An 18,952-nucleotide genomic window follows, 5' to 3' on the forward strand; every position below is an offset into this window, starting at 1 on the left:
GGTCTGCCCCAAGAAACCGCGCCTTGTGCGCGGTTTTTTTATGCCCGTGCACCATTAGCGGTCGCGGTCCGTAGGGTGGGCGTGTGGCTTCGGTTGAGGCCCCCAATGTGCGAACGCCGGGCTTTTTTTGCTTGTATGCACGTCAACTCATCCGCGCACTATGGCAAACTCATGCTCTTTTGCAACCCTTGCCCTCGTGTCCATGAACGTCTCCCGCACCATCCTCGCGCTGTCGCTGGCGCTGATCGGCAGCCAGGCTGCCGCTGCCGATCCTTACTTCCGTTTTCCGGCCGTGCGCGGCGACACCGTTGTCTTCACCGCCGAGGGCGACCTGTGGCGCACGACGCTCAGCGGCGGCAAGGTCACGCGTCTGACGACGCACCCGAATGCCGAAACCCACGCCGCGATTTCGCACGACGGCAAGTTCGTGGCCTTCGCCGCCTCCTACGAGGGCGCGCAGGAAGCCTATGTGATGCCGCTCGAGGGCGGCCTGCCCAAGCGCATCACCTTCGAGAACGGCGGGGTCACGGTGCTGGGTTGGACCGCGCAGGGCGAGGTCCTGGTCAGCACCGAGAACTCGGTCGGGCCATCGAAGCACCGCGTCGTGGCCGCACTCGATCCGGCGAAGATGACGCGCCGCGTGCTGCCGCTGGCCGATGCCAACGACGCCGTGCTCGACGATACGGGCCGCACCGTCTACTTCACGCGCATGGGCCTGACGATGACGAACGATAACGTCAAGTCCTACCGCGGCGGCGCGCTCGCCCAGCTGTGGCGCTTCGAGCTCGGCTCGAAGGCGGAAGCCCAGCAGCTGTTCAAGGGAGACAGCGCCAACAACCGCCGCGCCATGTGGTGGCAGGGGCGCCTGTACTTCATCAGCGATGCCGGCGGCGCCGACAACATCTGGTCCGCGCTGCCTGACGGTTCCGACCGCCGCGTCCATACCCAGCACAAGGAATGGGACGTGCGCAACGCTTCGCTGGGCGACGGGCGCATCGCCTACCAGCTCGGCGCCGACCTGCGCGTGTTCGACATCGCCAGCGGCAGCGACACCCGCCTGGACGCCAGCCTGCTGTCGGACTTCGACCAGCAGCGCCTGCGCCGCGTGAAGTCGCCGCTCGATGCGCTGACCGGCATCGAGCTGGCCAACAAGGCCGAGCGCATCGTGATCACCGCGCGCGGCCGGGTGACGATCGCCGGCACCGGCAACTACCGCCGCGTCGAGATCGCGGTGCCGGACGGCGCGCGCGCCCGCAGCGCCGTCTTCAGCCATGATGACAAGTGGGTCTATGCCATCGTCGACGTCAGCGGCGAGAACGAGATCTGGCGCTATGCGGCAGACGGCTCGGGCAAGGGCGAGCGCCTGACCATGGACGGCGCCTCGCACCGCTCGAGCCTGTATCCGTCGCCGGACGGCCGCTGGCTGGCCCACACCGACAAGAAGGGCCGCACCTGGCTGCTCGACCTGGAGAAAAAGACCAACGTCGTCATCGATGACGCCGGCCAGGCGGGCCTGGACCAGCCGGACCAGGTCGTGTGGTCGCCCGACAGCCGCAACCTGGCCTTTGTCCGTGTCGGCAGCATGGAGCAGCGCAACCAGATCGGCATGTTCAATTTGGCGAGCCGCCAGATGAGTTTCGTGACGACCGACCGTTTCGAGTCCAATTCGCCGGCGTTTTCGCCGGACGGGAAGTGGCTCTACTTCCTGTCGGCGCGCCACTTCAACCTTGGGAACAACTCGCCCTGGGGCGACCGCAACATGGGACCGGTGTTCGATAACCGTGTCGGCGTCTATGCGCTGGCGCTGCAGCCGGGGACCCGCTTCCCGTTCAAGCCGGAAGACGAGCTGACCAAGCCGGAAGAGAAGTCGCCCGAGGCCGCGGCGCGCGAAGCGATCAAGACGCCGGGCGCCGACGATGCCGAGAAGAGCGCCGCGGTCGCCGCCGCCGTCGCCGCCAGCGCCAGCGTGGCCGGCAAGGACAAGCCGAAGGCGCCGACCCCGGCGATCGTCTACGCCGGCCTGCGCGAGCGCCTCTACGAAGTGCCGGTCGCGCCGGGCAACTACCGCGCGCTGGCGCTCGACGACAAGCGCCTGTACCTGCTGGACTCGGACGATGGCCAGAAGGGCACGCTCAAGACCCTCGAGATCTCGCGCAACGCGCCCAAGCCCGAGACGTTTGTCGCCAACGTGCGCGAGTTCGGCCTGACCCAGGATCGCAAGCACATCTTCTACCGCACCCACGCCAAGGGCACGCCGGGCGACATGCTGATCGTCGACGCCGGCGCCAAGGCCCCCGCGGATCTTACCCGGGCCAAGATCAAGGTCGACGACTGGGCGGTGAGCTCGAACCCGCGCATGGAATGGGTCCAGATGTTCAACGACGCCTGGCGCATGCACCGCGACTTCCTGTACGACGCCAACATGCGCGGCGTCGACTGGAAAGCCGTGCGCGCCCGCTATGCGCCGCTGGTCGAGCGCGTCACCGACCGCGCCGAGCTGGACGACGTGCTGGGCATGATGGTCGGCGAAGTCGGCGCCCTGCATTCGCAGATCCGTCCGGGCGACGTGCGTCGCGCGCCGAGCGAAGGCACGCCGTCCAGCCTGGGCGCGGTGCTGACCCGCACCGGCGAGGGTTACCGCGTCGACCGCGTCTACCGCAGCGAGCCGGAGCTTCCGCTTGAGGCGGGCCCGCTGTCGGCGCCCGACGTCGACGTCAAGGAAGGCGACGTCATCCTCGCCGTGAACGGCAAGTCGCTGCTCGATGCGCGCGACATCGCCGACCTGCTGCTCGACCAGGCCGACAAGCAGGTGCTGCTGCAGGTGAAGAGCCCCGGTGCCAAGCCGCGTTCCGTGATCGTGACGCCGGTATCGATGACGCGCCACGCCAGTTTGCGCTATTCGGACTGGGAGCAGGGCAGGGCGCAGCAGGCCGACGCCGCCTCGAAAGGCCGGATCGGCTACCTGCACCTGCGCGCGATGGGCGCGCGCGACATCAATGCCTTCGCCCGCGACTTCTACGCCAACATCAACAAGGAAGGCCTGATCATCGACGTGCGCCGCAATAACGGCGGCAACATCGACAGCTGGATCATCGAGAAGCTGCTGCGCCGTTCCTGGGCCTTCTGGGCCTCGAACGGCAAGCAGCCGCAGTCGAACATGCAGAACAGCTTCCGCGGCCACCTGGTCGTGCTGGTGGACGAGCTGACCTATTCCGACGGCGAGACCTTCGCTGCCGGCATCAAGGCCCTGAAGCTCGGGCCCCTGGTGGGCAAGCGCACCGCCGGCGCCGGCGTCTGGCTGAGCGACTCGACCGGCCTCAGCGACAACGGCATGGCGCGCGTGGCCGAGTTCGGCCAGTTCGGCGCGGACGGCGAATGGCTGATCGAAGGCGTGGGCGTCGCGCCCGATGTCGAGGTCGACAACCTGCCGTACGAGACCTTCAACGGGCGCGACCGCCAGCTGGAAGTGGCGATCGAGATCCTTGAGAAGAAAATGAAGGAGCAGCCGGTCAAGCCGTGGAAGCCGGCGGCGATTCCGGCGTTGAAGCGGTAAATCGTCCGATGCATGTTTGCGGCGGTGGCGTCCTGGCGCCGCCGCGAATGTTCGTGACGTGATCCCGCGTGGGTACAAGTACCCACCCTACAAAAGCGGTTCTCGTAGGGTGGGAACTTGTTCCCACGCGGTCTCATCGCCCGATCAAAGGCACACTTACCACTTCATCAAGCCGTCACATTCCCGGCCTACACTGCGCGCATCCTCACTCCCCGTGACCCGCATGCGCTCCTTCAAGCTCCACACCGGCACCAGGATCCTCGGCGCCTTTGCCATCGTCTCCCTGGTCCTGCTCGTCATCGTCGCCAATGCGCTGTGGCGCATGCATGCGGCCGACGCGCTTACCGCCGACCTGGTACACGACAAGCTGGCCAAGCAGCAGCTAGCCTCGGACCTGCTGGGCCTGGAACGCCTGAACGGCTCGCGCACGCTGTCGATCGCGCGCAGCGACAGCCTGGAGCTGGCCGACTACTTCCTGGCGCAACTGGACGAGGGACGCCGGCAGGCGCAGGCCATCGAGTCCAAGTGGACGACACTGCCCGCGAGCGAACGCGAAGCCGCGCTGCTGGCCGACAGCGGCCGTCACAAGGCCAGCCTCGCCGCCGCCCACGCCGAGCTGCTGCGCGCCAAGGAATTCGGCCAGACCCAGCTGGTGGAAGAGATCGTCGCAGGCCGTTGGGAGCCGGCATACCAGGCCCGAGTCGGCGCGCTCGAGGCGCTGCTGGCGCACGAGAGCGCCGAGGCGCATCGCCTGGCGGCGGAATCGGCCGCGGCCTCCCGCTTCAGCAAGGCCCTGCTGCTGGCGCTCGGCGCTGGCGCACTCGTCATCGGCGCGCTGCTGGCCTGGCTGCTGACCCGGAACATCGTCGGCCCGCTGCAGCAGGCCGTCGCCCTGGCCGAGCAGGTCGCGCACGGCGATTTGCGCCCGACCATCGCCCACGACCGCAGCGACGAGATCGGCCGCCTGTTCGACGCCCTGAACGGCATGACGGGCGGCGTATCGCACACCGTGGCCCAGGTGCTGCAGGGCGCGGTCGCGATCGACTGCGCCTCGCACGAGATCGCCGACGGCAACCACGACCTGTCGCAGCGCACCGAGCGCCAGGCCGGCGCCTTGAAGCAGACCGTGAGCGCGATGGCGGCCTTGAGCGATGCGATCGCGGAGAACAATGCCAGCGCCCGGCGCGCGAATGCCCTGGCCCAGGCGGCTTCAAACGTCGCCGGCGAGGGCGCGGCGGCGGTCGAGCAGCTGGTCGCGCGCATGGGGGCGATCAAGGCCTCGGCCGCGCGCATCGTTGACATCACCGGCATGATCGACAGCATCGCCTTCCAGACCAACATCCTGGCCCTGAACGCGGCGGTCGAAGCGGCTCGCGCCGGCGCCGAAGGGCGCGGCTTCGCGGTGGTGGCGGCCGAGGTGCGCAGCCTGGCCCAGCACTCGGCCGGAGCGGCAAAGGAGATCAAGACCCTGGTCGGCCGCTCCGCCGGCGAGATCGAGGCCGGCACCGGCATCGCCAACGCGGCCGGCGCCACCATGCGCGCGATGCTGGAGCACGTGCGCGACGTCGCCGATATCCTGGACGCCATCGATACCGCCAGTGCCGGCCAGGCCGGCGGCGTGGCCCAGCTCGGCCAGGCGATCGCCGAGATGGATTTGTCGACCCAGCAGAACGCGGCCATGGTGGAGCAGGCCGCGGCGGCCGCCGAATCGATGCGCGCGCAGGCCGCCGAACTGGCGCGCCTGGTCGCCACCTTCAGGCTGCGCGACGCGGCGGCCAGCGCGACGAGCGAAGGGGAACCGGTCACGGGACCCCGACTGCTGACCCTCGCCGCCGCCTGACTACCTGGCCATTACACCGCCGCGAGCGCGCGCGCCAGGTCGGCGCGCTGGTCCTCGAGATGCTCGATCCCGACCGACAGGCGGATCAGGCTGTCGCCGATTCCCAGTTCCGCACGCTGGGCCGGCGGAATGGTCGCATGCGTCATCAACGCCGGATGCTCGATCAGGCTCTCCACGCCACCCAGGCTTTCGGCCAGGGTAAACACCGAGCACGTTTCCAGAAAGCGCCGGGCGCCGGCCAGGTCGGTGTCGAGTTCGATCGAGATGATGCCGCCGTAACCGTCCATCTGGCGCCGCGCCAGCGCGTGCTGGGGGTGCGATTCCAGGCCCGGGTAATACACCTTGCGCACCTTCGGTTCGCGTTCCAGCCATTCGGCCAGGGCCAGGGCGTTGGCGCTGCTGCGCTCGACGCGCAGGGCCAGGGTCTTGATCCCGCGTAGCACCAGGAAGCTGTCGAAGGGCCCCTGGATCGCCCCGACCGCGTTCTGGATGAAACCGAGCTGCTCGCGCAAGGCCGCATGGTGCGGCGCGTTGCCGACCACGGCGACGCCGCCGATCACGTCCGAGTGCCCGTTCATGTACTTGGTGGTCGAGTGCACCACGATGTCGATGCCGGACTCCAGCGGGCGCTGGACGATGGGGCTGGCGAAGGTGTTGTCGCAGACGCTGACGATGCCGCGCTCGCGGCACAGCGTCGCGATCGCCGCCAGGTCGGCCAGCTTCAGCATCGGGTTGGTCGGCGTCTCGACCCAGACCATCTTGGTCCCGGGCTTGATGGCGGCCGCCAGCGCCTCCGGATCGGCCAGGTTCACGTAGCTGAAGTCGTGGCCCGCGCTTTTTCTCCGCACGCGTTCGAACAGGCGGTAGGTGCCGCCGTACATGTCGTCGCCGGCGACGATGTGCGAGCCGCTAGGGAGCAGTTCCAGCACCGCCGAGATGGCCGCCAGGCCCGAGGCGAAGGCAAAGGCCGCGCTGCCGCTTTCGATGTCGGCCACGCAGCGTTCGAGCGCCCAGCGCGTCGGGTTGTGCGAGCGCCCGTAGTCCAGGCCCTTGTGCACGCCCGGGCTCTCCTGGACGAAGGTCGAGGTGGCGAAGATCGGCGGCATCACGGCGCCGGTGCCCGGTTCCGGCGACTGGCCGCCGTGAATGACGCGGGTGGCGAGATGCTGCTTGTCGGTGGGTTTGTTGGTGGCGTCGGTCACGATAAGGTCCTGCGCAGATGGTTGAGAAGGTCGAAGCGGGTAATCAGGCCGTAGAAGCGATCGTCTTCGCAGATCACGGCGGTCAGGCCGCGGTCCAGGATCTCGCGCAATTGCATCATGCCGGCCGACGGTTTGAGCGTCTGCAGCTGCGCCGTCATGGTGCTGGACACCGGCGCCTTGAAGCGCCCGGATTCGCTGGTCACGTGCAGCAGCAGGTCGGATTCGTCGATGATGCCGACCAGGCGGCCATTGTCGATCACCGGCAGCTGGGCCAGGTCGCTGCTGCGCATGCGGTTGAAGGCGGTGAGCAGGGTGTCGGTCGGCGCTACGGTGACGACTTCGCCGGCATCGAAGCGGCGCCCGATCAGGTCGCGCAGGTCGCCCAGCTGCGGGCGGTGTAGCAGGCCCTGGTCGACCATCCAGCCGTCGCTGTAGACCTTGGTCAGGTAGCGCGTGCCGGTGTCGCACACGAAGGTGACGACGCGCTTCGGCGTGGTCTGTTCGCGGCAATAGCGCATGGCCGCGGCCAGCAGCGTGCCGCTGGACGAGCCGGCCAGGATGCCTTCGTGCTGGAGCAGGGCGCGCGCCGTGGTGAAGCTTTCCTCGTCGCTGATGGTATAGGCGCCGCGCACGCGCGACAGGTCGGCGATGCCGGGAATGAAGTCTTCGCCGATGCCCTCGACCGCCCAGGAGCCGACCTCGGTCGACAGGTGCCCGGTCTGGACGTACTCGGCCAGGATCGATCCCTGCGGGTCGGCCAGCACGAATTCCAGGTCCGGCTGGACGCGCGCGAAGTAGCGCGACAGGCCGGTCAGCGTGCCGGAGGAGCCGACGCCGACCACGATCGCGTCGAGCGCGTGCCCGGTCTGCTCCCAGATCTCGGGGCCGGTCGTGGTTTCGTGGGCCAGCGGGTTGGCCGGATTGTTGAACTGGTCGGCGAACCAGGCGCCCGGGATCTCGTGCGCCAGCCGCGCGGCGTAGTCCTGGTAGTACTCGGGGTGGCCTTTGCCGACGTCGGAGCGGGTCAGGTGGATCTCGGCGCCGAGGGCCTTCAGGTGCAGGACCTTCTCGGCGGCCATCTTGTCGGGCACGACGAGGACCACGCGGTAGCCCTTGATGCGCGCCACCAGCGCCAGGCCCAGGCCGGTGTTGCCGGCGGTGGCCTCGACCACGGTGCCGCCGGGCTGCAGTCGGCCGTCGCGCTCGGCCGCGGCGATCATCGCCACGCCGATCCGGTCCTTGATCGAGCCGCCGGGATTTTGCGATTCCAGTTTCAGGAAGAGCTGGCAGGGGCCGGTGTCGAGCCGGGTGACCTGGACCAGCGGCGTGTTGCCGATCAGGGAAAAAATTGCTGCCTGCTTGGCTGCCTGCGCCTGCGCCTGCGCCGGTGCTTGGGACGGGTGTTCCAGAATGCGTTGCATGTTGCCTCCAGGAAGGCGCCTTGTGGGCGCCGCGAACGCCAGAAGAGGGCGCGGATATGCGCCGGATCGTGAAGAACAAGACATCTTACGGCGATCGGCAGGCAGGCGTTTGAACTGGCACCAAGCGTGAGCGCGACAGGCCGCGGGGCGTCGAGGAGCCCAAGCTTACCAGCTCATGCATTGTTTATTTAATAAGATAATCTCATATCGGTATGCGATTCATGAGGCGAGCTTCTGGTTCAGACTTGTGCCGGAAGCGCCTTCGACGGGCGCAAACGTGTTACCCGGAATGCATGCGATTTTGTCAATCATTGTTGCCCTCCGGTGCTATACTGCTCCATCTTTTTTGCCCGGACATCCGACCCATGCGCTTCCACCGACTCTCCCTGACCGCGGCCGCCGCGCTGCTCCTGCTTGCCGCCTGCAGCGACAACGGCGTACAGCTCGGCGAATTCCCGCCGATCACCAAGACCGAGGGCGACGAGCCTTTCGACCTGGTGGCGCCGACGTCGGACAGCCCGGCGCCCTTCACCTTCGAAAGCAGCGATAAGGCGGTGGGCGAGATCAACGGCAAGACGGTGACGATCGGCCACGCCGGCGTCGCCACCATCACGGCGCGGCAGGGAGAACGCGGCAGCTACAACCCGACCTGGACCAGCACGACGCTGACCGTGAAAGCGCGCGTCTGCGAAGCGCCTTCGGTCAACGAGAAAGGCGTCTGCGTGGCGCCGGCCACCACCGCCGGCTACGTGTCGCGCGGCGAAGTGATGTGGATGCCGGCCTCCTTCCAGCTGAGCTGGGCCAAGGCCGATGCGTTCTGCAAGAACACGACGATCAAGGGCCAAAAACCCTGGCGCCTGCCGACGAAGAACGAGCTGGCGGAGCTGGTCGCATCGGGCGAACTGGACGGGCGCGGCTGGAAGGGCGGCGACGCCTGGACCAAGAGCGCCGGCGCCACCGCCGATACCTATGCGACCGTCAATCTCCTGAGCGGTGCCGCCAGCGACCTGGCCGCCAGCGACGAAGCCTACGTCACCTGCGTGCGTTAACCGCCACGGGAGGCCCCGTCGCGTGACAATTGGTGAGCCTCCACGCGGGAATGTTGCGTAGACTGATTGTTTTTAAAACAAGGAGATGCGATGAAAGGCTTCCTGGCGGGCAGTCTTGCCCTTGCTTTATGGCTGGCGCCCGGCGCGCCGGCGCACGCCGAAACATCGGCGCAGAGCCGCCAGCGGATCGAAGGCGTGGTCGAGCAATTCCGCATGGCGATCGTCAACAAGGACAAGGACAGCTTCATGAAGCTGTTCCTGCGCGAGGACATCACCTGGTCCGCCGTCTTCGACGACGCCAGCCTGGAGCGCATCAAGGCGCGCCGCAAGGACAAGAACCAGCCCGGCCCGAAGAAAACCTTCAGCGCCTCGCCGCGTGAATTCATCGAAGACATCGCCCAGGCCCAGGTGCCGCTCCACGAGACCTTCGAGAACGTGCGCATCGACACCGACGGCGACGTGGCCCAGGTCTGGTTCGACTACAGTTTCATGGCCGGCGACTACCGCGAAAACTGGGGCAAGGAAGCCTGGCACCTGGTGCGCACGGAAGAGGGCTGGAAGATCGCCTCGGTGATCTGGTCGATGCACCTGAATCCGGAACCGCCGCCCGGCGCCGCCGCGAAGTAGGCATGCCGCAGGGCTCGATGCGCCTGTCCCGGGGCCTGCGCGCCGTCGCCATGCTCGAGGCGGCCAAGGGGTTGGTGGTCCTGTTGACCGGCTTCGGCCTGTTCTCGCTGCTGCACCGGGACGTCCAGCAGCTTGCCGAGATGCTGGTGCGGCACGCCCACCTGAATCCCGCCTCCCACATCCCGCGCATCTTCCTCGCCTATGCGGCCAGGCTCGACGATGTGCACCTGTTGCAGCTGGCCGCGGCGGCGCTCGCCTACGCCGCCGTGCGCATGGTCGAAGCCTATGGCCTGTGGTTCGGCCGCGCCTGGGGCGAGGGCTTTGCCGCCGCCAGCGGCGCCGTCTACCTGCCCTTCGAACTGCACGAGCTGGTCCATCGTCCCGGCTGGCTCCCCGCCTGCCTGGCCGCACTCAACCTGGCCGTGGTCGCCTTCATGATCTACAGCCTGCGCCGGCGCATGGCTGCCGGGCGGCGCGGGTAGGGGAATCCCACCGAGACCGCGTGGTAGAATCGGCTGCCGGTGCAATCGTGCTCGTCTCGAGAGCGTCCCGGCGTGCGCGGGGCGGCATATGGTAGCGAGTCAACCTGGCTTTATCTTTGCAACCGGCATCGAAAACAGCATCCCGACCATCGATGGCGGCCGCGTCCGCATGGACGAGATGGCCAAGTGCGGCCATTACCGGCACTGGCGGCGCGACTTCGACCTGGTCGAGGAAGTCGGCCTGCGCTTCCTGCGCTACGGCCCGCCGCTCCACACCAGCCTGCTCGGCGCCGGGCGCTACGACTGGTCGTTCGCCGACGAGGTCTTTCCCGACCTGCGCCGGCGCAACCTGGTGGCGATCGTCGACCTTTGCCATTTCGGCCTTCCCGATTTCCTCGGCGACTTCCAGAACCCCGACTTTCCCGAGATCTTCGCCGGCTACGCCCGCGCGTTCGCCCAGCGCTATCCCTGGCTCCAGCTCTACACGCCGGTCAACGAGATGTCGATCTGCGCGCTGTTTTCCGCCCTCTACGGCTGGTGGAACGAGCAGCTGCGCAGCGACAGGGCGTTCGTGACGGCCCTGAAACACGTGGTCAAGGCCAACCTGCTGGCCATGCGCGCCATCCTGCAGGTGCGCCCGGATGCGCTGTTCATCCAGAGCGAATCGAGCGAGTATTTCCACGCCGTGAAGCCGGCCGCCATCGGCCCGGCGGAAACCAGGAACGCGCGCCGCTTCCTGTCGCTGGACCTGAACTATGGCCGCCGCGTCGACTCCACCATGTACGAGTACCTGCTCGACAATGGCATGACCCGCGACGAGTACCACTTCTTCCTGAACAACAACCTGAAGCACCACTGCCTCATGGGGAACGATTACTACCAGACCAACGAGCACCATGTGACGGCCGACGGCGCCACCACGGCCTCGGGCGAAATCTTCGGCTATGCCGTGATCACCCACCAGTACTACAACCGCTACCGCCTGCCGGTCATGCATACCGAGACCAATCTCTGCCAGGGACCGGCCGGCGACGAGGCGGTCCGGTGGCTGCGCAAGGAATGGGCGAACGTGCTGCGCGTACGTAACAACGGCGTGCCCATCGTCGGGTTCACCTGGTATTCGCTGACCGACCAGGTCGACTGGGACACCGGCCTGCGCGAAGACAATGGCCGCGTCAACGCCCTCGGCCTGGCCGACCTCGACCGCCAGCTGCGGCCGGTCGGCCTGGCCTACCGCGACCTGATCGCCGACTGGACCGACGTGCTGCCGACCCAGAGCGTCTGCCTGCAGGTGCCGGTCGCCCTCGGCCAGGATTACCCCGGGCTCGCCGGGCCGCCCGCGCCCACGTCCCTGGATGCCGCGAGCGCGACCGGCGCGCCGCGCAATGCGGAGTAAGGCCGGGCAAGGCCGAACAATGCCGAATGGAGGAGGAAGCATGCGATTCTCGAACAAGGTCGTCCTCGTCACCGGCGCCGCCGGCGGGATAGGCCTCAGCACGGCGCTGCGCTTCGCCGCCGAGGACGCCGCCGTGGTGCTGGTCGACCGCGACGCCGCTGCCTTGAGGACGGCCTTCGACCTGCTGCGCGGACATGGCCACGAGCAAGTGATGGAAGCGGCGTGCGACGTCGGCGACGAAGGGCAGGTGGCGGCCGCCGTCGAGCGCGTCATGCAGCGCTACGGCCGGCTCGACGCCGTCGTCAACAATGCCGGGCTGATGATGTTCAAGCCGATCGAAGCCTTGAGCGGGGACGACTGGACCAGGGTGCTGCGGGTCGACCTGCTCGGCGCCTTCCACTTCATCAAGCAGGCCTTCCTGCACATGCGCCCCGGGGGCGCGGTCGTCAACGTCTCGAGCGTCCACGCCCTGGAGACCGAGCCCCGGGTCGCGCCCTATGCCGCGGCCAAGGCCGCCTTGCTGTCGCTGACCCGCTCGGCGGCGCTGGAGGGCATCCCCAAGGGCATCCGCGTCAACGCCATCCTGCCCGGCGCGATCGACACGCCGATGTTGTGGAATAACCCGCAGGTGCATTCCGGCGCGGAACACATCGATCCGGCCGAGGTCGGCAAGCCGGCGGACGTGGCCGCCGCGATCGCCTTTCTCGCGTCGGAAGAAGCCGCCTTCATCCAGGGCGCGTCGCTGCTGGTCGACGGCGGACGCCTGTGCCGCCTTTAGTTTTCTGCGCTATGTACCGGCTTTCAAGCGCCGCCACAGCGTCGTGCGGCTGATCCCGAGATGACGCGCGGCGGCGTCGCGCGCGCCGCCGAAGCGGGCGACGACCTCGTCGGCGGTCTCGGGCGCCGGCGCCGCGATAGCCGGCACGACGTCCGTTGAAACCGGCTGCAAGACAGCTTGCCCCAGCTCCGGCGCCACCGACAGCAGGAAGGCCGGGGTCAGCGCCTGCAGGGGCTCGGCCGCCAGGAACAGGGCCAGGCGCTCCATCAGGTTGCGCAGCTCGCGCACGTTGCCCGGCCAGCCGTAGCGCTCGAGCAGCGGGGCGCAGGCCGCCAGCTCGGCATGCAGGTTCGGATGCGGCCGCGCGCCGAGCGCGGCGAGCGACTGCTTGAGCGACCATTCGGCCAGCGGCGCGATGTCCGGCAGGCGCGCGCGCAGCGGCGGCAGCGCCAGGCGCAGCACCGCCAGCCGGTAGAACAGGTCGGCGCGGAAGCGTCCTTCGCGCACCCGCGCTTCCAGGTCGCAGTGGGTGGCGCTGACCACGCGCACGTCGATCGGCACCGGCCGCGTGCCGCCGACCCGCATCACTTCGCGCTCTTCCAGCACCCGCAACAGGCGCGTCTGCAGCGCCAGCGGCATCTCGCCGATCTCGTCCAGGAACAGGGTGCCGCGGTTGGCCGCCTCGAACAGCCCGGCATGGCCGCCGCGCCGGGCGCCGGTAAAGGCGCCTTCCTCGTGGCCGAAGAGTTCCGATTCCAGCAGCGATTCCGCGATCGCCCCGCAGTTCACCGCCACGAAAGGCCGGTTCGCGCCCAGGCTGCGCGGGCCTTCGCGGTGGATCGCCTGGGCGACGAGCTCCTTGCCGCTGCCGGTCTCGCCCTGGATCAGGACGGTGGCCGGCGAGCGCGCATACAGCACCACCGACTGCCGCAGCCGCTCCATCGCCTCGGACTCGCCGCGCAGGTCGTTCAGCCCGCGCCGGGCGCGGCGCGGTTCGCTGGCCGGCCCGCGCCGGATGCGGTTCGCTTCCAGCTGGGTCAGGCGCGCCACTTCCAGCGCATCGTCGAAGGCCTGGCGGATCGAGGCGGCCGAGTACAGGAACACGCTGCCCAGGCCCGCTTCCTCGGCCAGGTCGGCGATCAGGCCGGCGCCGACGATGACTTCGATGCCGTCCGCCTTCATTTCCTTGATCGCCGCGCGCGCGTCTTCGCGCGTCACATAGGTGCGCTGGGCGATGCGGATGCCGAAGGTCGCGCTGAAGTCGGCCAGCTCGGGCAGGGGCTGCTGGTAGCTGATCACGCCGATACGGCTGGAGGCCTTGCGCGCCCGCGCCAGCGCCTGCATCACGTCGAAGCCGCTGGCTTTGGCCACCACCACTGGCGCCGAGACCCGGCCCTTGAGGTAGGCGCCGTTCGAGCCGGCGGCAATCACCACGTCGCAGCGTTCGCTGGCCATCCGTTCGCGGATGTGGCGCGCGGCCTCGTCGAAGCCCAGGTGGATCGGTTCGATCGTGGCCAGGTGGTCGTACTCGAGGGTGATGTCGCGGAACAGGTCGGACAGGCGCGATACCGAGACGGTCCAGATCACCGGCTTGTCGGCTTCGTGCGGAAGAGGGGAGAGGGGGCGCATGTTGCAATTGTAATGCATTGGTGTTTCAGATGTTTCACGATGAAACGCTGCTGCAACATCGCAGCGCTTGATGCAGCAGGCTGCTTGACGCTAAACGCCTGAACTATCAGGCTTTCAGGGAGCCCAAGCTGTGCCGGCAACGCTGGCACGCTCCTTGCAAAGGAAAATGCATTCATTTGTGAACCACCCAGGAGACACCATGATCCAATCGCCAGGCGCGCTGTTCCGTCGCGCCGTCCAGGAAGAATCGCCGCTGCAGGTCGTCGGCGCCATCAATGCCAACCACGCCCTGCTGGCCAAGCGCGCCGGCTTCAAGGCCATCTACCTGTCGGGTGGCGGCGTCGCCGCCGGCTCGCTGGGCCTGCCGGACCTGGGCATCTCGAACCTGGACGACGTGCTGACCGACGTGCGCCGCATCACCGACGTGTGCGATCTGCCGCTGCTGGTCGACGTCGACACCGGCTTCGGTTCCTCGGCCTTCAACGTCGCCCGCACCGTGAAGTCGATGATCAAGTTCGGCGCAGCCGCGATCCACATCGAAGACCAGGTCGGCGCCAAGCGCTGCGGCCACCGTCCGGGCAAGGAAATCGTCTCCAAGCAGGAAATGGTCGACCGCATCAAGGCGGCGGTGGACGCCCGCACCGACGAGAACTTCGTGATCATGGCGCGTACCGATGCGCTGGCCGTGGAGGGCATCGATGCCGCCATCGAGCGCGCGGTGGCCTGCGTCGAAGCCGGCGCCGACATGATCTTCCCGGAAGCGATGACCGACCTGGCGATGTACTCGCAGTTCGCGAAAGCCGTCGGCGTGCCGATCCTGGCCAACATCACCGAGTTCGGCTCGACCCCGCTGTTCACGGTCGACGAACTGAAGACCGCCGACGTCGGCCTCGTGCTGTACCCGCTGTCGGCCTTCCGCGCCATGAACAAGGCAGCCGAGAACGTCTACACGGCGATCCGCCGCGACGGCAGCCAGCAGGCCGTGGTCGACACCATGCAGACCCGCGCCGAACTCTACGAGCGCATCAATTACCACGATTTCGAGCAGAAACTGGATGCGCTGTTCGCAGCGCAAAAGAAATAATCGGACACTGAACAGGAGACCAACATGAGCGAACAAAATCCAACCTTCAAGCCAAAGAAATCCGTGGCCCTGTCGGGCGTTGCCGCCGGTAATACCGCGCTGTGCTCGGTCGGCAAATCGGGCAACGATTTGCACTACCGCGGCTACGACATCCTGGACGTGGCCAACTCCTGCGAATTCGAAGAGATCGCCTACCTGCTGGTGCACGGCAAGCTGCCGACCGGCGCCGAACTGAAGGGCTATAAAGCCAAGCTCAAGATGCTGCGCGGCCTGCCGCAGGCGGTCAAGCTGGCGCTGGAAGCGCTGCCGGCCGGCAGCCATCCGATGGACGTGATGCGCACCGGTGTCTCGGCCCTGGGCTGCGCGCTGCCCGAGAAGGACGACCACAACATCGCCGGCGCGCGCGACATCGCCGACCGCCTGATGGCATCCTTCGGCTCGATGCTGCTGTACTGGTACCACTACAGCCACAACGGCAAGCGCATCGAGACCGAGACCGACGACGATTCGATCGGCGGCCACTTCCTGCACCTGCTGCACGGCACCAAGCCGCCGGAAGAGTGGGTCCGCGCGATGCACACCTCGCTCATCCTCTACGCCGAACACGAATTCAACGCCTCGACCTTCACCGCGCGCGTGATCGCCGGCACCGGCTCCGACATGCACTCGGCCATCACCGGCGCGATCGGCGCGCTGCGCGGACCGAAGCACGGCGGCGCCAACGAAGTCGCACTCGACATCCAGAAGCGCTACGAGAACGCCGACGAAGCCGAGGCCGACATCCGCAACCGCGTGGCCAACAAGGAAGTCGTGATCGGCTTCGGCCACCCGGTCTACACCATCTCGGACCCGCGCAACGTCGTCATCAAGGAAGTCGCGCGCTCGCTGTCGCAGTCCGCCGGTTCGATGAAGATGTTCGACATCGCCGAGCGCCTGGAATCGGTCATGTGGGAAGTCAAGAAGATGTTCCCGAACCTGGACTGGTTCTCGGCCGTGTCGTACCACATGATGGGCGTGCCGACCGCCATGTTCACCCCGCTGTTCGTGATTTCGCGCACCTCGGGCTGGGCCGCGCACATCATCGAGCAGCGCATCGACAACAAGATCATCCGCCCGAGCGCGAACTATGTCGGTCCGGAAGACCTGCAGTTCGTGCCGATCGCCGATCGAAAGTAATGAGCATCACCATGAACAACGCATACCGCAAACCCCTGCACGGCACCAACCTGCATTACTTCGACGCGCGCGAAGCGGTCGACAGCATCGAAGCCGGCGCCTGGGACAAGCTGCCCTACACCTCGCGTGTGCTGGCCGAGAACCTGGTGCGCCGCTGCGAGCCGATGGCTTTGGTGCCATCGCTGAAGCAACTCATCGAGCGCAAGCGCGACCTCGACTTCCCCTGGTTCCCGGCGCGCGTGGTCTGCCACGACATCCTGGGCCAGACCGCGCTGGTTGACCTGGCCGGCCTGCGTGACGCCATCGCCCTCGAGGGCGGCAACCCGGCCCTGGTCAATCCTGTCGTGCCGACCCAGCTGGTGGTCGACCACTCGCTGGCCGTCGAATGCGGCGGTTTCGATCCGGACGCCTTTGCCAAGAACCGCGCCATCGAGGACCGCCGCAACGAGGACCGCTTCGACTTCATCAACTGGACCAAGAAGGCTTTCCAGAACGTCGACGTGATCCCGCCGGGTAACGGCATCCTGCACCAGATCAACCTGGAGCGCATGAGCCCCGTGATCCAGGTGAAGGACGGCGTCGCCTTCCCGGACACCCTGGTCGGCACCGACTCGCACACCCCGATGGTCGACGCGCTGGGCGTGATCGCCATCGGCGTCGGCGGCCTGGAAGCGGAGAGCGTCATGCTGGGCCGCGCGTCCTACATGCGCCTGCCGGACATCGTCGGCGTCGAACTCACCGGCAAACCGCAGCCGGGCATCACCGCCACCGACGTGGTGCTGGCGCTGACCGAGTTCCTGCGTAAAGAGAAGGTGGTCTCGACCTACCTCGAGTTCTACGGCGAGGGCGCGGCCAAGCTGACCCTGGGCGACCGTGCGACCATCTCGAACATGGCGCCGGAATTCGGGGCGACGGCCGCGATGTTCTACATCGACGAGCAGACCATCAAGTACCTGAAGCTCACCGGCCGCGAAGACGAGACCGTCAAACTGGTCGAGCTCTACGCCAAGGAAACCGGCCTCTGGGCCGACGCCTTGACCACCGCCGAGTACGAGCGCGTGCTGCGCTTCGATTTGTCGACCGTCGTGCGCAACATCGCGGGACCGTCGAACCCGCACAAGCGCGTGCCGACCTCGGAACTGGCCGCGCGCGGCATCGCCGGCACGGTCGAGAACGAACCCGGCCTGATGCCGGATGGCGCCGTCATCATCGCCGCCATCACCAGCTGCACCAACACGAACAACCCGCGCAACATGGTCGCCGCCGGCCTGCTGGCGCGTAACGCCAACAAGGCCGGCCTACTGCGCAAACCCTGGGTCAAGTCCTCGCTGGCGCCAGGCTCGAAAGCGGTCTCGCTCTACCTGGAAGAAGCGGGCCTGCTGCCGGAACTGGAAAAGCTGGGCTTCGGCGTGGTCGCCTTTGCCTGCACCACCTGCAACGGCATGAGCGGCGCGCTCGATCCCGTCATCCAGAAAGAGATCGTCGAGCGCGACCTGTACGCGACCGCCGTCCTCTCGGGCAACCGCAACTTCGACGGCCGCATCCACCCCTACGCGAAGCAGGCCTTCCTGGCGTCGCCGCCGCTGGTGATCGCCTATGCGATTGCCGGCACCATCCGCTTCGACATCGAGAAGGATGTGCTGGGCACGGACGCGCAAGGCAAGCCGGTGACCTTGGCCGACATCTGGCCGAGCGACGAGGAAATCGACGCCGTCATCGAGCAGAGCGTGAAACCCGAGCAGTTCCGCAAGGTCTACACGCCGATGTTCGCGCGCGTGGCCGACGATGGCGAGGCCGTCAGCCCGCTGTACGACTGGCGTCCCCAGAGCACCTACATCCGCCGTCCGCCCTACTGGGAAGGCGCGCTGGCCGGTGCGCGTACGCTGTCGGGCATGCGGCCGCTGGCGGTCCTGGGCGACAACATCACGACCGACCACCTGTCGCCGTCGAACGCGATCATGATGGACTCGGCCGCCGGCGAATACCTGTTCAAGATGGGCCTGCCGGAAGAGGACTTCAACTCGTATGCGACCCACCGCGGCGACCACCTGACGGCCCAGCGCGCGACCTTCGCGAACCCGACGCTGAAGAACGAGATGGTGCGCAATCCAGACGGTAGCGTGCGTGCAGGTTCCCTCGCGCGGATCGAGCCGGAAGGGCAGGTGACCCGCATGTGGGAAGCGATCGAGACCTACATGGAGCGCAAGCAGCCGCTGATCGTGATCGCCGGCGCCGACTACGGCCAGGGTTCTTCGCGCGACTGGGCGGCCAAGGGCGTGCGCCTGGCAGGCGTGGAAGCGATCGTGGCCGAAGGCTTCGAACGCATCCACCGCACCAACCTGGTCGGCATGGGCGTGCTGCCGCTGGAGTTCCAGACGGGCACCAACCGCCTGAGCCTGGGGATCGACGGCACCGAGACCTTCGACGTGGTCGGCGAGCGCACCCCGCGCGCGACGCTCACCCTGGTCATCCACCGCAAGAACGGCGAGCGCGTCGAGGTGCCGGTCACCTGCCGCCTCGACACGGCCGAAGAGGTGTCGATCTACGAAGCCGGCGGCGTGCTGCAACGCTTCGCGCAGGACTTCCTGGCCTCCTCGAAGGTCGCGGCGTAAGCTCTGGACGCGTAATGGTGGGCACCGGGGGCGCCCACCCTACAACATCCGCAAACGTAGGGTGGGCGCCCCGTGCCCACGCGTTACGCACCCAACATCGGGC

13 protein-coding genes are annotated in these 18,952 nt (G+C 67.5%); 10 read left to right on the plus strand and 3 right to left on the minus strand.

Annotated features, from left to right (window positions below; translation table 11 throughout):
• Nucleotides 1–202: 202 nt before the first annotated feature.
• Nucleotides 203–3,553: a S41 family peptidase gene (locus ACFOPH_RS01170; protein WP_379732942.1), complete on the plus strand. Its 3,351-nt coding sequence runs from the start codon at nucleotides 203–205 to the stop codon at nucleotides 3,551–3,553.
• Between the two features lie 223 nt (nucleotides 3,554–3,776).
• Nucleotides 3,777–5,393 (plus strand): methyl-accepting chemotaxis protein, encoded by a 1,617-nt coding sequence (locus ACFOPH_RS01175; RefSeq protein WP_379732944.1) that lies wholly within the window; start codon nucleotides 3,777–3,779, stop codon nucleotides 5,391–5,393.
• A gap of 11 nt (nucleotides 5,394–5,404) precedes the next feature.
• Here the strand turns inward: ACFOPH_RS01175 and ACFOPH_RS01180 are convergent, their stop codons facing one another.
• Both ACFOPH_RS01180 and ACFOPH_RS01185 read right to left on the minus strand, forming a co-directional pair.
• The gene (locus ACFOPH_RS01180; protein ID WP_312549964.1) at nucleotides 5,405–6,595 is read right to left on the minus strand and encodes a trans-sulfuration enzyme family protein; all 1,191 of its coding nucleotides are present in this window, start codon (nucleotides 6,593–6,595) and stop codon (nucleotides 5,405–5,407) included.
• Nucleotides 6,592–8,016: a pyridoxal-phosphate dependent enzyme gene (locus tag ACFOPH_RS01185; RefSeq protein WP_379732946.1), complete on the minus strand. Its 1,425-nt coding sequence runs from the start codon at nucleotides 8,014–8,016 to the stop codon at nucleotides 6,592–6,594. Before ACFOPH_RS01185 ends, ACFOPH_RS01180 begins: the two co-directional genes overlap by 4 nt.
• Before the next feature lie 365 nt (nucleotides 8,017–8,381).
• On the opposite strand from ACFOPH_RS01185, the gene ACFOPH_RS01190 reads away from it, so the two are divergent.
• The 5 genes from ACFOPH_RS01190 to ACFOPH_RS01210 all read left to right on the plus strand — a co-directional run bounded on the left by ACFOPH_RS01190 (nucleotide 8,382) and on the right by ACFOPH_RS01210 (nucleotide 12,348).
• Nucleotides 8,382–9,065, plus strand: a complete 684-nt coding sequence (locus ACFOPH_RS01190) for an Lcl domain-containing protein (RefSeq protein ID WP_379732948.1) — start codon at nucleotides 8,382–8,384, stop codon at nucleotides 9,063–9,065.
• A 90-nt stretch (nucleotides 9,066–9,155) separates the two neighbouring features.
• A complete protein-coding gene (locus ACFOPH_RS01195; RefSeq protein WP_379732950.1) occupies nucleotides 9,156–9,692 on the plus strand; it encodes a YybH family protein in 537 nt (178 codons plus the stop codon).
• Between the two features lie 17 nt (nucleotides 9,693–9,709).
• The gene (locus ACFOPH_RS01200) at nucleotides 9,710–10,174 is read left to right on the plus strand and encodes a DUF2127 domain-containing protein (RefSeq protein WP_379732952.1); all 465 of its coding nucleotides are present in this window, start codon (nucleotides 9,710–9,712) and stop codon (nucleotides 10,172–10,174) included.
• Between the two features lie 88 nt (nucleotides 10,175–10,262).
• Nucleotides 10,263–11,570 carry a family 1 glycosylhydrolase gene (locus ACFOPH_RS01205; protein ID WP_379732954.1) on the plus strand — a complete coding sequence of 436 codons (1,308 nt, stop codon included), beginning with the start codon at nucleotides 10,263–10,265 and terminating at the stop codon, nucleotides 11,568–11,570.
• Nucleotides 11,571–11,610: 40 nt separating this feature from the next.
• The gene (locus ACFOPH_RS01210; protein ID WP_312549958.1) at nucleotides 11,611–12,348 is read left to right on the plus strand and encodes an SDR family NAD(P)-dependent oxidoreductase; all 738 of its coding nucleotides are present in this window, start codon (nucleotides 11,611–11,613) and stop codon (nucleotides 12,346–12,348) included.
• Nucleotides 12,349–12,357: 9 nt separating this feature from the next.
• On the opposite strand, the gene prpR is transcribed toward ACFOPH_RS01210, so the two are convergent.
• Nucleotides 12,358–13,977, minus strand: coding sequence for a propionate catabolism operon regulatory protein PrpR (prpR, locus tag ACFOPH_RS01215; protein ID WP_312549957.1), 1,620 nt, complete (start codon nucleotides 13,975–13,977; stop codon nucleotides 12,358–12,360).
• Between the two features lie 199 nt (nucleotides 13,978–14,176).
• On the opposite strand from prpR, the gene prpB reads away from it, so the two are divergent.
• From prpB to acnD, 3 genes are read left to right on the plus strand one after another with little or no spacing between them, the layout of a single operon-like run.
• Entirely contained in the window at nucleotides 14,177–15,061 is an 885-nt protein-coding gene (prpB, locus tag ACFOPH_RS01220; protein WP_312549955.1) for a methylisocitrate lyase, read from the plus strand.
• A 24-nt stretch (nucleotides 15,062–15,085) separates the two neighbouring features.
• Complete coding sequence (prpC, locus tag ACFOPH_RS01225) at nucleotides 15,086–16,237, plus strand: bifunctional 2-methylcitrate synthase/citrate synthase (protein WP_312549953.1); 1,152 nt, start codon at nucleotides 15,086–15,088, stop codon at nucleotides 16,235–16,237.
• 11 nt (nucleotides 16,238–16,248) lie between these two features.
• Nucleotides 16,249–18,849: a Fe/S-dependent 2-methylisocitrate dehydratase AcnD gene (gene acnD / locus ACFOPH_RS01230; RefSeq protein WP_312549951.1), complete on the plus strand. Its 2,601-nt coding sequence runs from the start codon at nucleotides 16,249–16,251 to the stop codon at nucleotides 18,847–18,849.
• Nucleotides 18,850–18,952: the final 103 nt, after the last annotated feature.

It is taken from the genome of Massilia haematophila, from assembly GCF_042647645.1.
Taxonomy (GTDB): Bacteria; Pseudomonadota; Gammaproteobacteria; order Burkholderiales; family Burkholderiaceae_D; genus Telluria; species Telluria haematophila.

What these genes read in the sequence shown, in the direction of transcription:
- ACFOPH_RS01205 (WP_379732954.1), top strand. Translation starts at nt 10,263, where the DNA reads ATGGTAGCGAGTCAACCTGGCTTTATCTTTGCAACCGGCATCGAAAAC.
- ACFOPH_RS01190 (WP_379732948.1), top strand. Translation starts at nt 8,382, where the DNA reads ATGCGCTTCCACCGACTCTCCCTGACCGCGGCCGCCGCGCTGCTCCTG.
- prpC (WP_312549953.1), top strand. Translation starts at nt 15,086, where the DNA reads ATGAGCGAACAAAATCCAACCTTCAAGCCAAAGAAATCCGTGGCCCTG.
- ACFOPH_RS01200 (WP_379732952.1), top strand. Translation starts at nt 9,710, where the DNA reads ATGCGCCTGTCCCGGGGCCTGCGCGCCGTCGCCATGCTCGAGGCGGCC.
- ACFOPH_RS01170 (WP_379732942.1), top strand. Translation starts at nt 203, where the DNA reads ATGAACGTCTCCCGCACCATCCTCGCGCTGTCGCTGGCGCTGATCGGC.
- acnD (WP_312549951.1), top strand. Translation starts at nt 16,249, where the DNA reads ATGAACAACGCATACCGCAAACCCCTGCACGGCACCAACCTGCATTAC.
- prpR (WP_312549957.1), bottom strand. Translation starts at nt 13,977, where the DNA reads ATGCGCCCCCTCTCCCCTCTTCCGCACGAAGCCGACAAGCCGGTGATC.
- ACFOPH_RS01210 (WP_312549958.1), top strand. Translation starts at nt 11,611, where the DNA reads ATGCGATTCTCGAACAAGGTCGTCCTCGTCACCGGCGCCGCCGGCGGG.
- ACFOPH_RS01195 (WP_379732950.1), top strand. Translation starts at nt 9,156, where the DNA reads ATGAAAGGCTTCCTGGCGGGCAGTCTTGCCCTTGCTTTATGGCTGGCG.
- ACFOPH_RS01185 (WP_379732946.1), bottom strand. Translation starts at nt 8,016, where the DNA reads ATGCAACGCATTCTGGAACACCCGTCCCAAGCACCGGCGCAGGCGCAG.
- ACFOPH_RS01175 (WP_379732944.1), top strand. Translation starts at nt 3,777, where the DNA reads ATGCGCTCCTTCAAGCTCCACACCGGCACCAGGATCCTCGGCGCCTTT.
- prpB (WP_312549955.1), top strand. Translation starts at nt 14,177, where the DNA reads ATGATCCAATCGCCAGGCGCGCTGTTCCGTCGCGCCGTCCAGGAAGAA.